This window comes from Microbulbifer maximicatervae (SeqCode) (genome assembly GCF_052468295.1).
The window spans coordinates 3,853,602-3,867,552 of sequence record NZ_CP174340.1 but is presented as its reverse complement, the minus strand read 5'-3'; the positions used below and the strand labels follow the sequence as shown (position 1 = coordinate 3,867,552).

At 48.1% G+C, this 13,951-nt stretch carries 14 protein-coding genes; 11 read left to right on the top strand and 3 right to left on the bottom strand.

The window, feature by feature from the left end; translation table 11 throughout:
- The first annotated feature begins 34 nt into the window (after positions 1 to 34).
- The 4 genes from mmsB (at position 35) to fnr (ACJJIQ_RS17225) (ending at position 4,341) form a co-directional block, all read left to right on the top strand.
- Positions 35 to 940, top strand: a complete 906-nt coding sequence (mmsB, locus tag ACJJIQ_RS17240) for a 3-hydroxyisobutyrate dehydrogenase (RefSeq protein WP_444907210.1) — start codon at positions 35 to 37, stop codon at positions 938 to 940.
- A gap of 397 nt (positions 941 to 1,337) precedes the next feature.
- Positions 1,338 to 2,036, top strand: coding sequence for an OmpW/AlkL family protein (locus ACJJIQ_RS17235; protein ID WP_444896042.1), 699 nt, complete (start codon positions 1,338 to 1,340; stop codon positions 2,034 to 2,036).
- Positions 2,037 to 2,159: 123 nt separating this feature from the next.
- Entirely contained in the window at positions 2,160 to 3,542 is a 1,383-nt protein-coding gene (gene hemN, locus ACJJIQ_RS17230; protein ID WP_445361089.1) for an oxygen-independent coproporphyrinogen III oxidase, read from the top strand.
- 127 nt (positions 3,543 to 3,669) lie between these two features.
- A complete protein-coding gene (fnr, locus tag ACJJIQ_RS17225) occupies positions 3,670 to 4,341 on the top strand; it encodes a fumarate/nitrate reduction transcriptional regulator Fnr (protein ID WP_238152063.1) in 672 nt (223 codons plus the stop codon).
- A gap of 52 nt (positions 4,342 to 4,393) precedes the next feature.
- Here the strand turns inward: fnr (ACJJIQ_RS17225) and ACJJIQ_RS17220 are convergent, their stop codons facing one another.
- On the bottom strand, positions 4,394 to 5,416 hold the full coding sequence (locus tag ACJJIQ_RS17220) for an adenosine deaminase (protein WP_445361090.1): 1,023 nt from the start codon (positions 5,414 to 5,416) through the stop codon (positions 4,394 to 4,396).
- 300 nt (positions 5,417 to 5,716) lie between these two features.
- Here ACJJIQ_RS17220 and ACJJIQ_RS17215 point away from each other — a divergent pair, with 300 nt between their 5' ends.
- From ACJJIQ_RS17215 to ACJJIQ_RS17200, 4 genes are all read left to right on the top strand, one after another.
- A complete protein-coding gene (locus ACJJIQ_RS17215; RefSeq protein WP_444940706.1) occupies positions 5,717 to 6,583 on the top strand; it encodes an SDR family oxidoreductase in 867 nt (288 codons plus the stop codon).
- 217 nt (positions 6,584 to 6,800) lie between these two features.
- On the top strand, positions 6,801 to 7,523 hold the full coding sequence (fnr, locus tag ACJJIQ_RS17210) for a fumarate/nitrate reduction transcriptional regulator Fnr (protein WP_444896046.1): 723 nt from the start codon (positions 6,801 to 6,803) through the stop codon (positions 7,521 to 7,523).
- A gap of 401 nt (positions 7,524 to 7,924) precedes the next feature.
- The gene (locus ACJJIQ_RS17205; RefSeq protein WP_444907215.1) at positions 7,925 to 8,587 is read left to right on the top strand and encodes a putative adhesin; all 663 of its coding nucleotides are present in this window, start codon (positions 7,925 to 7,927) and stop codon (positions 8,585 to 8,587) included.
- 376 nt (positions 8,588 to 8,963) lie between these two features.
- On the top strand, positions 8,964 to 9,665 hold the full coding sequence (locus ACJJIQ_RS17200) for a putative adhesin (protein WP_444911558.1): 702 nt from the start codon (positions 8,964 to 8,966) through the stop codon (positions 9,663 to 9,665).
- A gap of 68 nt (positions 9,666 to 9,733) precedes the next feature.
- Here ACJJIQ_RS17200 and ACJJIQ_RS17195 read toward each other — a convergent pair whose 3' ends face one another.
- Positions 9,734 to 10,177 carry a SpoIIAA family protein gene (locus tag ACJJIQ_RS17195; protein WP_282931190.1) on the bottom strand — a complete coding sequence of 148 codons (444 nt, stop codon included), beginning with the start codon at positions 10,175 to 10,177 and terminating at the stop codon, positions 9,734 to 9,736.
- Positions 10,178 to 10,206: 29 nt separating this feature from the next.
- Positions 10,207 to 10,782, bottom strand: coding sequence for a hemerythrin domain-containing protein (locus tag ACJJIQ_RS17190; RefSeq protein ID WP_444896049.1), 576 nt, complete (start codon positions 10,780 to 10,782; stop codon positions 10,207 to 10,209).
- 480 nt (positions 10,783 to 11,262) lie between these two features.
- On the opposite strand from ACJJIQ_RS17190, the gene ACJJIQ_RS17185 reads away from it, so the two are divergent.
- The 3 genes from ACJJIQ_RS17185 to glyA all read left to right on the top strand — a co-directional run bounded on the left by ACJJIQ_RS17185 (position 11,263) and on the right by glyA (position 13,886).
- Positions 11,263 to 11,751 (top strand): outer membrane beta-barrel protein, encoded by a 489-nt coding sequence (locus tag ACJJIQ_RS17185; RefSeq protein WP_282931192.1) that lies wholly within the window; start codon positions 11,263 to 11,265, stop codon positions 11,749 to 11,751.
- A 152-nt stretch (positions 11,752 to 11,903) separates the two neighbouring features.
- Positions 11,904 to 12,398 (top strand): porin family protein, encoded by a 495-nt coding sequence (locus tag ACJJIQ_RS17180; RefSeq protein ID WP_445355629.1) that lies wholly within the window; start codon positions 11,904 to 11,906, stop codon positions 12,396 to 12,398.
- Between the two features lie 219 nt (positions 12,399 to 12,617).
- Positions 12,618 to 13,886, top strand: coding sequence for a serine hydroxymethyltransferase (gene glyA, locus ACJJIQ_RS17175; protein ID WP_108734578.1), 1,269 nt, complete (start codon positions 12,618 to 12,620; stop codon positions 13,884 to 13,886).
- The last annotated feature ends 65 nt before the right edge of the window (positions 13,887 to 13,951 follow it).

The following is a 13,951-nucleotide window of genomic DNA, read 5'->3' as shown; positions in this document are numbered from 1 at the left end:
AGGGATACCAACAACAAAATAGGGAGTGGCTTTTATGGAAAAGATAGCCTTTTTTGGTTTGGGTAATATGGGTGGCCCCATGGCTGCCAACTTGGCGAAGGCCGGCTATACCGTAGCGGCATTTGATTTGAGCCCTGTTGCTCTGGAACAGGCACAGCGAGATGGCTGCCTGCCCTGTGACAGTGCCCAGCAGGCTGTTGAGGGCGCGGATATCGTAATTTCCATGTTGCCCAGTGGCGACGCGGTGAAAGGGCTCTACCTGGGAGAGGCTGGGTTGTTGCAGCAACTCCCGGCCGATACCCTGATTATCGACTGTTCGACTATCTCTGCAGAGGATGCCTGCCTGGTCAGCCAGGCTGCCGGGGAGCATGGGTTGAGAGCGATAGATGCCCCGGTATCTGGAGGTACAGCTGCGGCACAGGCGGGGACGCTTTGCTTTATGTGCGGCGGGGATGAAGCGGCATTCGATGCTGCGCGGGCCCCGCTGCAGGTGATGGGCAGCAAGATATTTCTCGCCGGTGCTGCCGGTGCTGGGCAAGTGGCAAAGATTTGCAACAATCTGTTGCTCGCGATCCATATGACCGGTACCGCAGAAGCTTTACAGCTGGGGGTGGATAAGGGGCTGGATGCCAAGGTACTGAGCGATATTATGCGGGAAAGTTCGGGTAATAATTGGTCCCTGGCTAACTACAATCCCTACCCGGGCACTATGGAGAGCGTGCCTTCGGCAAAGGGCTATGCCGGCGGTTTCAGTGTGGCATTGATGCTCAAGGACCTGGGACTGGCTATGGATGCCGCCTCAACCAGTGCATCCTCTACTCCGATGGGAGCCCTGGCGAAAAATCTTTTCCAACTGCATGGCGCCAGTGAGGAAAACCAGCAACTGGATTTCTCCAGTATTCAGAATATGTTCCGGCGCCCGGCGGGTAGCCTTACTTAGCGCCTGTTTAAAGGCCTTGCACCACAGTCTGGCAATGTCGGCAGTGGTGCAGTTTTGGCCTGGTTTGCTTGCCCTCAACCTTGTCACCTAAAGAAAAAATTTGCGGTAGTTCTCAATTTGGCAAGATCGTATCAAATACCATTGAGTGCTCGGTTCCCTCGGACTTTCTGAGCCGCTATCTTCCCCGCCCCTTCCCGGAAACGGGTCTCCCTTAAACAGCGCAATTATCTTGCTGCTGCACATTCCAATGGATTTTTTTCCAGGTAATTCGGCAGCTTGATTTGGATCAAGCAGCCTCAGGCAGCCAGCGAGTAACCTGTCCGCGACTTGTGATTGTGCCTGGAGGGGGGCCCTTCCTGAGTCGGGAAAAATGCCTAATCGCTTTATGGAGAAGTTAATGAATCGTATAACTGCTTGTGCGACAGCCGCTTTGACCGCCGTACTTTCTGCACCCGCACTGGCCTATGAACAAGGCAGTTTAATTCTGCGCGGTGGCATGGCCACTGTAGCACCCGATGCTAATTCCAGCGTACTTTCCTTGAATGGAACCGGCATCGACCAAACTGGTGTTGATGTGGATAACGGTTCCGCACTGGGCCTGACCGGCGTCTACATGTTCCGCGATCATTGGGGTTTGGAACTGGTTGCCGCAACGCCGTTTAGCCACGATATCGAAGTTGTTGGCGAGGGCCTGGGCAGTTTCAACCTGGGGGAAACCAAGCACTTGCCGCCGACTCTGTTGGTTCAATGGTATCCGATGGAGCCACAGTCCAACATTCAGCCGTATGTTGGCCTGGGTGTGAACTACACCGCTTTCTTTGATGAAGAAATCAGCAGCACCGCCGATAGCGCTTTCGAAGGCCTTGGCGCCACCGGTGATGCAGAACTGTCCCTGGACAATTCATTTGGCCTGGCAGCAGAAGCCGGTATCGATTTTACCTTCGGTGCCGATCAACGCTGGCTGTTCAATATGTCTGTGTTCTGGATGGACATCGAGACCGACGCCAAAGTCAAAGTACCTGGCCTGGGTGAAGTGACTGCCAATGTGGATATTGATCCGCTGGTTTACATGGCTGGTCTGGGCTACCGCTTCTAAAAGGTAGCAATAAATAGGTCTGGGGTAGAGCAGTCACTGTGGTTTTCTGGTCGAAGACCCGGTGGCTGCTTTTTTGTTTGTGTCGGATTTCCAAGCAAACTACCGAACGAGGTGTGAATGAATATGAAGCAAGAGATTAAAAGCCCCGTGGGAGGGTTGTCTGAAGAACTCTTATCCCGTTATAGCGGACCCTGCCCGCGCTACACCTCGTATCCTACCGCCGATCGTTTTCACACATTAAATGGAATTGAGCCCTGGGCAGCACTGCAGGATATTCGCAGCTTGTCCCTTTATGTTCATATTCCTTTTTGCCGTTCTCTCTGTTACTTCTGCGCTTGTAATAAAGTAATCACTCACCAGTATGGACTGGCTTCCAGTTATCTGGATCACTTGCTGCAGGAAGCCCAGTGGTACCGGGATAAGGTGGCTGATGTCCCCGTTACCCAATTGCACTTGGGCGGTGGTACGCCGACATTCTTGAGTGATAGTGATATGCGTCGCTTAATGGGAGGGCTGGCTGAAGTTTTTGATTTGCGCCCTGGCGACGGGGTTGAATACAGTATTGAGGCCGATCCACGTACCCTTGAGTTAGAGACCCTGGATACCCTGAGAGAACTGGGTTTTAACCGCTTGAGCCTGGGGGTGCAGGATTTCGATATCGAAGTTCAGCGTTCAATCAATCGTATCTGCAGTGCCGACCAAGTTACGGAGTTGACCGTAGCGGCGCGTGAGCGCGGGTTTGAGTCCATTTCCTACGACCTGATTTACGGACTACCCAAGCAGGGGCTGAGCAGCCTGCACCGCACTTTGGATAAAGTGCTGGAGCTGCAACCGGACCGCATCGCTCTCTATCACTATGCACACCTGCCACACCGATTTAAGGCCCAGCGCCTGATTGATACGGATTTAATCCCTTCTGCCGCAGAAAAAGTGGCAATGCAGCTGGCGGCTGTAGAGCACCTGGGTAAGGCGGGGTATGAATTTTTGGGGATGGATCACTTTGCCCGTCCTGGGGATGAACTGGCTAAGGCAGCCCATGCCGGTATGCTGCAGCGCAATTTCCAGGGTTACACCCTAATGCCGGCAGATGCTTTGGTCGGTCTGGGGGCATCGGCGATCAGCTACAGTCGCGATGGCTACTGGCAAAATTTACATCGCTTAAAAGAATATACTCAGGCGATTGGAGAAGGGAAATCTGCAGCCTGCCGCGGCTGGTTAATGGATGATGAAGATCGTTTGCGCCAGTGGATTATTAGTGAATTAATGTGTCGTTTGCGCCTGGATAAAAAGCTTGTTGAACAGCGTATAGGTGCTTCCTTTGAGGAGTATTTCTCTGAGGAGTTAGCGCGCTTACAGCCTATGTTTGACGATGGTCTAATTTATCAGGATAACGAAAATATTATTGTTACCGAGGAAGGTCGCTGGTTCGTGAGAAATGTTGCCGCTGCATTTGATATGTATTTGCACAGTCAAGAAACAGATGCGAAATATTCACGTGTTCTATAGCTACCGGCAGGAGACTAACGGCTCGACAGCCGTTACAATTGCGGCAAATTAGTTTACCGACCGGTTTAGTATGATGGATTCCTCTACAGCTGTTAGTTGCGGCAACTGTTCAGTCAGGCGTTTGTGCTTGCCAGCTGGTTTGTGTCAGTCTGATATTGATCGGCTAGAGCAGATCACTCGTCGAAAGAAAATAATTAAAGCGGGGGAGACCCTTTACCGAGCTGGCGATCCATTTGCCAATCTCTATGCAATTCGCTCAGGCAGTTTTAAAACTGTGGTGATTGCTGCAGATGGTGACACTCAGGTCACCCACTTCGCTTTACCTGGGGAACTGCTCGGTTTGGATGCCTACAGTACTCGGGTACATCCAAGTTATGCGGAAGCATTGGAAGACAGCAGTGTTTGCCTGCTGCCTTTTACTCAACTGGAAATTTTGGCCCAGCAGGTGACAGCCCTGCAGCAGCAGATTTACAGCATTTTTTCTGAAGAGTTGCGCCAGGAAAACGATATTTTAATGTTGTTGGGCAAGCGCTCTGCCGATACTCGTTTGGCGGCTCTTCTGATTAATATTTCCAGCCGTTACGCTCGCCGTGGATACTCTCACAGTGCGTTTGTTTTATCGATGCCGCGCACTGATATCGCTAATTATTTGGGTTTGACAGCGGAAACTGTCAGCCGGCTTTTCTCGCGTTTTCAGCGAGAAAAATTAATTAAGGTGAGTGGCCGATCAGTTGAGATTATTAATTTAATTGAACTCAGTGAGCTAGCGGGTACTCACTGCGGATATGATGAAGACTGAAATTTGAAATAGTGTCCTGGCTTTATGGTCAGTCAGGACACTACCCAATCCACTAAACTTCAGCAACCGTTTCGATTGCTGATATTGCCTCCGCCCACTTTTCTTTATCTGCCTCTGAAATGTAGCTCGCTTTAAAACTATTCAGGGCCAGTTTTTTCGCCTGCTCTTTAGTCATGCCCAGACTTTCGCTAAGGGCCAGATAATTTTTATTAACGTAACCGCCAAAGTAAGCGGGATCATCTGCATTAACAGTGACACACAGGCCGCGCTCGAGGAGTGACAAAATAGGGTGTTGGTTCATATTGTCGTACACACAGAGTGCGGTATTGGAGAGCGGGCAAACGGTCAGGGGGATATTTTCTGCTTTCAGGCGCTCAATTAGTGCTTCGTCCTCAACGCAGCGAACCCCATGGTCGATTCGGCTCACGTCCAGAAGATCGAGAGCCTCTACGATATAATCGGCAGGCCCCTCTTCACCGGCGTGGGCAACTCTCTCAAGCCCTAGCTCTTTGGCCATAGCAAATACTTTCTGAAATTTGCTGGGTGGATGACCCAGCTCAGAAGAGTCCAGCCCTACACCTTTTATTAAGTTGAGGTATGGTTTTGCCGCTTCCAAGGTGGCAATTGCTTCCTCTTCACTCAGGTGGCGTAAGAAGCACAAAATAAGGTGACTACTTATTCCCCACTCATTTCTTGCATCATCAAGAGCGCTGTTAATACCCTTGATAACCACACCGATATCAATGCCCCTCTCTGTATGGGTTTGGGGGTCAAAGAAGATCTCTGTGTGGACAACATTGTCTTCACGACAGCGCTTGAGATAAGCCATGGTCAGATCATAAAAATCCCGCTCATGGATCAGGACCGAAGCGCCTTGATAATAAATATCGAGGAAGGACTGTAAATTATGAAATTTATAGGCTGCTTTAATTTCCTCAATACTGGAAAAGGGAATTTCAATATTGTTGCGCTTGCTCAACTCGAACATTAGCTCCGGTTCCAGTGAACCCTCGATATGGAGATGAAGCTCGGCTTTTGGCAGTGCTTTCAAAAAGTTCAAATCGGCAATGGACATAGAAATACCTTGTTGCGGGACTACCTGTGACTTGAATGCGCCGGAGGCTATCCAACATTCCGACTCACAGAAACTGTCTGGGCTATAGAAGGGCGCTAATGGTATCAGGTTACGCCCTCTGAGAATAAAGCTGGCGGAGCTTATTTTACGGCTTATTCTGACTCGCCAGCCCTATTGTTTAGCTGCAGCCAGATTAATTGCCAAAAATACACCGATCGGTTTACTTAATGCCATTCATGTGTATACTGCACTGAGTAGTTTACATTTTGAGATTGATTAACGGATACTGAGGATAGAGCAATGAGTAAGGTTGCCTTGATTACCGGGACCTCCACAGGGCTGGGGCAGAGTCTGGCGCTGCAAATGGCTAAGCAGGGGTTTAGGGTCTTTGCCACCATGCGAGATCTCTCCAAGGCCGACCAGCTGATAAATGCGGCTCCTCAGGGGGCGGCTCTCGAAGTGATGGAATTGGATGTAACAGATTCTGACAGTATTCAGAACTGCGTAGATACCATTATCCGGGATGCTGGGCGTATCGATTTATTGATCAACAATGCTGGCGCTGGTTTTGTAAAGACCACTGAACACGCCAGCGAAGAAGAGATACGCTGGGTGACGGATGTGAACTACCTCGGTGTAGTTCGTTGCACTAAAGCAGTTTTACCCTATATGCGCGAAGCTCGCAGTGGACACGTTATCAATATTTCGTCAGTGGGTGGGCTAGTTGGGCAGCCGTTCAATGAGCTGTATTGTGCGGCAAAGTTTGCTGTTGAGGGTTATACAGAGGCCCTGGCAAGTTATATAACCCCTGCCTTTAATATTAATTTTACCGCTGTCGAGCCCGGTGGAATCCACTCAGAGTTTGCCAATAATGTGCTTTCGCAGTTGGAGCGGAGCCAGGGGTATCCCGAAGATGAATACCAGGGGGTCTTCAATCAGTATATTGGTGGTATGAGGTCGCGAAGCCCAGAGCAGACAGCTGAGATATACCAGACATCTGACCAAGTAGCCGAAGTGGTTTTACAAGTGATACAGGCTGAGGAGCCACCTATTCGGGTCAGAACATCCAATTGGGCCAATGAACTTTGCAATTTTAAGAGCGGCTTGGATCAGGATGGCAAAAAACAGCAACGAATGGTAATCGAAAACTTTTTACCTGAGTTTTAATCTTTTAACTTTTAAAGAAATATAAAAGTTGTTTTTAATATGAAACTATCTTTTAACTTTACGAATTTAGCACATAGGGCAAGTTACTAACTACCATGTGTGTCGCTTAGTATTATGGAGTGTGTTTACCAGGACAAGCCGGTTACGAAAAAGTCAAAAAGCTGATTCATGGCCGGTAATAGTATTACTGTCAGTAAAAGAATTTGGTTGCCTAGCTATGACCAAGTCAGCGCAGGCCGTAAGTTGTAGTAACTGTTCAGTCAGGCGTTTGTGCTTGCCTGCAGGGCTGGTGCAGGCAGATATTGACCGGCTTGAACGTGTTACCCGCAAGAAAAAGGTAATTAAAGCGGGTGAAACCTTGTATCGAGCAGGTGACCCTTTCCAAAATCTCTATGCGATTCGCTCTGGAAGTGTCAAAACGGTAGTCATTGGTGCAGATGGGAATATCCAGGTAACACATTTCGCCCTTCCTGGTGAGCTGTTGGGGCTCGATGCTTATAGTAGTCGGGTTCACCCCAGTTATGCGGAGGCACTGGAAGATAGCAGTGTGTGCTTGTTGCCATTTGACCAACTGGAAACCTTAGCTCAGGAAGTTCCAGCATTGCAGCAGCAAATCTATAGTATTTTTTCCGAAGAGTTGCGGCAGGAAAATGAAATCTTAATGTTGTTGGGAAAGCGTGCTGCTGATGCTCGCTTAGCGGCATTGTTGATTAATATTTCCAGTCGCTATGCATGTCGTGGTTACTCCCCCCGTGAATTTGTACTCTCTATGCCGAGAACGGACATTGCCAATTACTTGGGGTTAACAGCGGAGACGGTGAGCCGTTTATTTTCGCGTTTTCAGCGAGATGGACTGGTGAATGTTAGTGGTCGAATGGTTGAAATCCTTGACTTGTTGGCGTTGAGTGAACTGGCCGGAACCCATTGCGGCTACGACTGATATCGGTAAAGGTTTTTCACTTTTCCAATTGATTTTCTGGAACCTATCGCTTCTTTTTTTATATCGGCTATTGAGCATGTTGGCGCATAAAGCCTCCTAATTTTAATTTTTATTCCTTGTCTATTTCGGCAGTATCTGGGTCATTTTAGCCAGAATAGCTGCGAATACTGCCGCCCCAAAAGGGTACGATGGTTCTAATTGAGTGCCGCTATTTTAGAAGTGTTTTCTTTTCTCCTTTGTTTAAGAGGGTTTGGCTGTATAGCTTGGATATTTGTAGTTCTCTTGCCTGGTATTTTTTGTATTTCACACCTCTAGCAAATATCCAATAAGCCATAGTAGCCTTTGTCACAGAGCGCTAGTCAGTAAGCCTCAGAAAAATAAGAAGTAAGAGGAAGGGAAGTATGCCTGTCAGAGAATTTGATCTAGTTAAGATTTTTGCAGCGGAAGGAACACAAGTGGGAGATGCTCCCAATCTGGTAATTTCTGCTCACGGTGCAACAACCAAGCAAATTTTTTATCCCAAAGGGCATGGAGGGGATAACCTCTTTTTCTTTTCTCCCCATGGTTACTCTCTAAATGATCCAGGTATTGGTAGCGTCTTGAGTGGCAATGCCAAATATCATGAGTGGGTTGGTAAGGGAAAGGTTTGTCATAACTATACCCTGAGCAAATATCAGGGGTATCACGGGTCAACAACCGGTCAGATTCTAGGCCGCGTTACTCGCCATTTTATTAAAGGTGAGAGCTATGCCGATGTGCAAAAGGCTGTAGATAATGCCCATGAGCACAATGAGAGGGTGCGAAATCTGGATCCCAATAATCCCATGCATCAACCTTATATTAAGAAAGGGGTTAAGCCGGTAATGTCGGCGGACTTATTGACTATTCGCAATAGAGTAAAAATGGATAACCCCACCTTAGTGGATGTTCTAAACATTCTGCATAGAAATAATCTGCACTATGAAAATATCTATTGTTCTTTTTGTCGAAGCGAAGTGAGTTTTAGCAATATCCTTATTGGAACTCCATCCTGGGACAGCAAAATGCAGCGACCAACCACCTAAACGGTGTCTTTTAACTTCGTATTCAATTCTTAAGTAGAGAGAAGATGGTGCCCGTTAAGCTAGAAATGTGAATGCATTTTTATTATGGGTCACCATCTACCAATTTGTTACGGCTCACTTTTTTGAGCTTTGAGCTTTGAGCTTGCCAGGCCTGTACTGCTTTCCTCAATTCCTCCTTATTTTTGTCATATTTATTTCCCACCCCACTTACTTGACTAATGCTTAGTCCAAAAAATTTTCCTCTTCGTGACTAATGTCAAAAATCATGCAATAAAACTTGAGTGTGGATGGTTGGTCATAGTAGGTTGTTAGTACGGTTGTTTTGTTTGGAGGGGTGACCCTCTTATTTCTGTACTCGACGTTAGATAGGTGTCATATGCCTGTTCGTGAATTTGATTTAGTCAAAATTTTTGCACCGGAAGGTACCAATGTTGGGGATGCGCCGTCCCTGGTGATTTCTGCCCACGGTGCCGCAACCAAGCAGGTTTTTTATAATAAAGGCCACGGTGGCGATAACCTGCTTTTCTTTGCACCTCACGGTTACACGTTGGAAGATCCTGGACTACAAGATGTTGTAGATGGGAAAGCAAAAGTTCATGAGCATATTGGCAAGGGTAAGATATGCCGTAACTATATGTTGAAAAAATTCCAGGGGTACCACGGCAGTACAGCCGGACAGATTTTTGGTCGCCTATCGCGCCGATTTATTAATGATGGTGAGAGTTACGCTCAGATTCAGAATGTTGTGGATGAAGCCCATAATCACAATGTGAAAGCTATTCGGAATCAGGCAAGACTGCAGCAATATGACTTAAATGATCCCTTTCAAAAGTCTCTGTATGACGCAAAGGTTGGTGCTTCTTTGTACACCACAAAGATGGAAGCTAACTTCTTGACGATTCGAAATAGGCACAATCAAAAGAGTCCAACCCTGGCTGACGTGCTTAATATTCTGCATCGGAATAACTTACACTATGAGAATATTTACTGTTCTTTTTGCCGTAACGAGTTGAGCGTAGGTAATCTTATATTGGGAACGCCTTCCTGGGACAGTAAAAAGAGGAAGGTGAATACTTAGAAATAAGTAACTGAGTAATTTTCGGGCAAAAAAAGGGGGGCGTAAACGCCCCCTTAATCCACTACTTATCAGGAGTGTGTGGAGAAAGCTAATTCCTTTTCAGATTCCTTGTGACCAATACCCGTCTTCCTTGTTTCCTGTAGCCAATCCATGGCCTCTTGTTGCTGTTTGAAATAGCGGACTTCACCGCTAACAAACCAGCTCCCGACTTTTGTGGCTATTTGCTGCCACTCCTCATCCCCAAGTACAGCGACATGCGAGAATTCATTGCCGTGCTTTAAGGCCAGCTTGAACTCATCCCAGATCGCGTGCATCCCCCAGCCCTCGAAATCCCGGAGATCAATCAGTAATTGAACCTGAGGTTTCTTTACCCCTTCCAGAGCATATTCTAATAGTGGTGTTATATGCTCATAATCCTCATGGGTTAACTCACCAATTGCCTTTATATAAAGGAAAAACTCATCATTTATGCGTTCCATGCCAATGGATATGCCGTGGCGTTTAAACTGCATTAACATTTCCTCCCTGCTGTTTTGGTGACCTAAGCTAATGCCTGTGCGGGCATTTGATGTTGTGTCAGATCTTCGTGCAGGGACTCGTAAATTTTTCTGGTTGCCCTGTCGAAATATCTGCAGCTTAATTCACTGACCTGTTTTTGAATATAAATCCAGTCGGTAGTCCCCAGGTACTGTTCGATCTGTGGGAAAATAGATTTATTCTCCAAGTCCATATGCTTGCGTTGCAGCTTCAGGTAGGTGTTGCAAGCTCCTTGCAGCACTCTCCGTTCAACGGTCGCATCATTGGCAATAGCGTAAAATAAAGCGCACATGTGTTTTGTCGCTGCGGCTATATTTTCATGCTGCATTTGCGCTTCGTAAATTGATTCCCTGTCATGTACTGGCTTAGTCAACAGCCGGGAAAATATTAAGTCCTCAACTGGGTGGTGATACCTATCCGGGTATGCCGATAAATAATCCAAAGCATCAAGGATCAGTGACAAGGTGTTTGGATCGCGGTCGCCGCAGCCAAAAAGATCCAGGAGTAATTGCTCAAAGGCGTTGAGCAACTCTTGCATATGTTTATGGTCACAGCACAGTTGTCGGTAGATGGCATTCATCCCAGACCTCCGCGATTTGTCGATGGGTCTATTGTTGCCATATGTACCAATCCAAAGTTGATTTGGATCAAGTGAGGGGGACTTAGTGGGACTCAAGGTGGAATTTACCGCTACCTACTCAGGGTAGGGCTGGGGTTATCAATAGGTATGAGGCTGACCATGCCGCTGAATTCCTTGGGCCAACTCTAATCTGTACTTCGTTGTATTTGACCACAAGATAAATTAAACCTATTTTCGAGTAGCCCTTTCTTCAGTTTTTTCCACAAGTACGCTCTTCTGTCGGACCTAGATAAGGGTGTGTCTGATCCTTCATATTTTAATAATTTCTAATGACGTGTTGTTGCACATTTAAGCATGCTGCGATGTTTCCCGTTGTTCAATAAATTTATTGGTGCTGAAGTCGTAGGTTGTCATCGAATTATTCCGCAGCGCTCTATTTATGTGTCACGACAAAGTTAATGCAACAGGATGGGAGTGTTAATGAAAATAGTTAAGGCTGGTATAGGTGTGCTGGCACTCGTTGTTTCAACGGGCGCAATTGCCGAGGGCGCCTACTGGGGGGGCGTGGCCGGAATAACAGATTTTGATTTCAAAGGGGTCGATAATCCACTGAATTTGGGACTGCGAGCAGGTTATGTGCGGGCCTCGGGTTTTGGGGTGGAAGGTGAATATACCAGTTCACTATTAAGTGGTGAGACTGAGGCTTATGGTCGGAATGTGGATGTAGACATACGCACTCTTGCTACTTATGCGACTTACAGAACAGAGGGGGACTGGTACCTGAAAGGACGCCTGGGCCTTCTCTATGAAGACGTTTCTGTTGGCAGCGAAAGTAGTGATGACTTGGGTGTCAGCTTAGGGGCTGGAATTGGTTATAGCCTGAATGAAATTTATCATCTGGAGCTTGAGTACACCGTATTAGAGAAGGATGTCAGTTATTGGTCAGGCGGGTTTAGCCTGAGATTTTAATTGTCCCTTTCCTAAATTTAACTAATGGAGACATCTCTTTTTAGAAGCTCCTAGGTTACATACTGACTTGTCTAAGTGAACACTTGTGCCAGTTGATCATGTCCCTATAATCCCTGCCCTTTGATCAGACTTCGAGATTTAAGGGGAAGATGGTGGGCTTTAATCTCAAGGCAATGGCTGCAGTTACCGCTCTGTTGTGTTCCGCTACCGCTTATGGGCAGGGTGCGTATATCGGTGGCGTTTTCGGTGTTTTGGATGTTGATGCCAGGGGGGAGAGTCCTTTAAATGGGGGGATTCGAGCCGGTTATACCTGGGGTTCTGGCTGGGGATTCGAGGCAGAAGTTACCGACTCTGTCATTGATGGTGAGTTCGACTACTACTGGTACGATTACAACTACTCCCTGGCAACACAAGCTGTTTATGCCACCTATCGCAGCCCGGGCAACATTTATCTGAAAGGTCGTATCGGCTACCTCCATGAGGAGTTGGAGATAGATAATTGGGAGAAAGAGTACTCGGATAACGGTGCATCTGCCGGGCTCGGGGCTGGTTTCAAACTGACCGACGAGGCGACCCTGGAACTGGATTACACCATCATTGAGTCAGATGTGAATTACTGGTCTGGCTCTGTGGTGTACAAATTCTGACTGTCTTTTTAAGGTGGACGGGTTGGTCCCGCCACGTCTCTGCATTTGCGCATTCATGCTGCCCTTGGTGTACAATGCGCGCCTTTCTAAAATGCCCAGAATGCATTGAGCAGTAGGGCCATCCCACGCTGGGAGCCTTTGGTCCTACTCATAAGTCTGGGCGCTGTGGTATCGAGTTTTACAAGCCTCTACTCAAGCCCGCTTTACCGAGGGAACACCATGTTTGATTCATCTGTCACTTTAGCTTCTTACGACCCGGAAATTTGGGAAGCCATCCAGGAGGAAGACTCTCGTCAGGAAGACCATATCGAGTTAATCGCCTCTGAGAACTACACCAGCCCTATGGTAATGGAAGCTCAGGGCAGCAGCCTGACTAACAAGTATGCCGAGGGCTACCCAGGCAAGCGTTATTACGGCGGTTGTGAGTACGTGGACAAAGTGGAAACCCTGGCCATTGAGCGCGCCAAGGAGCTGTTTGGTGCTGACTACGCCAATGTGCAGCCGCACTCTGGATCACAGGCTAATGCGGCTGTTTACCAGGCGCTCTGTGCCCCAGGTGACACTGTACTGGGCATGAGTCTGGCCCACGGTGGCCACCTTACCCACGGTGCCCGCGTTAACTTTTCCGGCAAGATCTACAATGCAGTGCAGTACGGTCTGAACCCGGAAACTGGCGAAGTGGATTACGAGGAAGTTGAACGCCTGGCGCTTGAGCACAAGCCGAAGATGATCGTGGCTGGTTTCTCTGCCTATAGCCGAGTGATGGATTGGGCGCGTTTCCGCGAGATCGCTGACAAAGTGGGAGCTTACCTGTTTGTGGATATGGCTCACATTGCAGGTCTGGTTGCCGCTGGTGAGTATCCCTCCCCAATCTCCCACGCCGATGTTGTGACTTCTACTACTCACAAAACCCTGCGTGGCCCCCGCGGCGGTATCATCCTGGCGCGCGCCAACGAGGAAATTGAGAAGAAGCTCAACTCCGCCGTATTCCCCGGTGGTCAGGGTGGCCCGCTGATGCATGTGATCGCGGCGAAAGCGGTTTCTTTCAAAGAGGCCATGACCCCTGAATACAAGGCCTACCAGAAGAAGGTTGTGGAAAATGCCCGCGCAATGGCGGAGACCTTCCTCGATCGCGGTATCAACATTGTATCCGGTGGGACCGATGATCACCTGATGCTGGTTGACCTGATTGGTAAAGAGTACACCGGTAAAGATGCGGATGAAGCCCTGGGTAATGCCAACATCACCGTTAATAAGAACGCGGTACCTAACGACCCGCGCTCTCCTTTTATTACCAGCGGCCTGCGTGTTGGTACCCCGGCAATTACCACTCGCGGCTTTGGTGTAAAGGAAACCCAGCAGCTTACTCACTGGATCTGCGATGTGCTGGACGCACTGGAGAAAGGTGATGTTGAAGCCACTATCGCCGATGTGAAGCAGAAGGTTCTGGGTATTTGCGCAGAGTTTCCTGTGTATAAAAAAGGCTGATCAGCATTGCTGACAAAAAAGCGGCTCATAGAGCCGCTTTTTTTATGTGTCCCTGTTGAATTTGC

What these genes read in the sequence shown, in the direction of transcription:
- mmsB (WP_444907210.1), top strand. Translation starts at nt 35, where the DNA reads ATGGAAAAGATAGCCTTTTTTGGTTTGGGTAATATGGGTGGCCCCATG.
- ACJJIQ_RS17235 (WP_444896042.1), top strand. Translation starts at nt 1,338, where the DNA reads ATGAATCGTATAACTGCTTGTGCGACAGCCGCTTTGACCGCCGTACTT.
- hemN (WP_445361089.1), top strand. Translation starts at nt 2,160, where the DNA reads ATGAAGCAAGAGATTAAAAGCCCCGTGGGAGGGTTGTCTGAAGAACTC.
- ACJJIQ_RS17220 (WP_445361090.1), bottom strand. Translation starts at nt 5,416, where the DNA reads ATGTCCATTGCCGATTTGAACTTTTTGAAAGCACTGCCAAAAGCCGAG.
- ACJJIQ_RS17215 (WP_444940706.1), top strand. Translation starts at nt 5,717, where the DNA reads ATGAGTAAGGTTGCCTTGATTACCGGGACCTCCACAGGGCTGGGGCAG.
- fnr (WP_444896046.1), top strand. Translation starts at nt 6,801, where the DNA reads ATGACCAAGTCAGCGCAGGCCGTAAGTTGTAGTAACTGTTCAGTCAGG.
- ACJJIQ_RS17205 (WP_444907215.1), top strand. Translation starts at nt 7,925, where the DNA reads ATGCCTGTCAGAGAATTTGATCTAGTTAAGATTTTTGCAGCGGAAGGA.
- ACJJIQ_RS17200 (WP_444911558.1), top strand. Translation starts at nt 8,964, where the DNA reads ATGCCTGTTCGTGAATTTGATTTAGTCAAAATTTTTGCACCGGAAGGT.
- ACJJIQ_RS17195 (WP_282931190.1), bottom strand. Translation starts at nt 10,177, where the DNA reads ATGCAGTTTAAACGCCACGGCATATCCATTGGCATGGAACGCATAAAT.
- ACJJIQ_RS17190 (WP_444896049.1), bottom strand. Translation starts at nt 10,782, where the DNA reads ATGAATGCCATCTACCGACAACTGTGCTGTGACCATAAACATATGCAA.
- ACJJIQ_RS17185 (WP_282931192.1), top strand. Translation starts at nt 11,263, where the DNA reads ATGAAAATAGTTAAGGCTGGTATAGGTGTGCTGGCACTCGTTGTTTCA.
- glyA (WP_108734578.1), top strand. Translation starts at nt 12,618, where the DNA reads ATGTTTGATTCATCTGTCACTTTAGCTTCTTACGACCCGGAAATTTGG.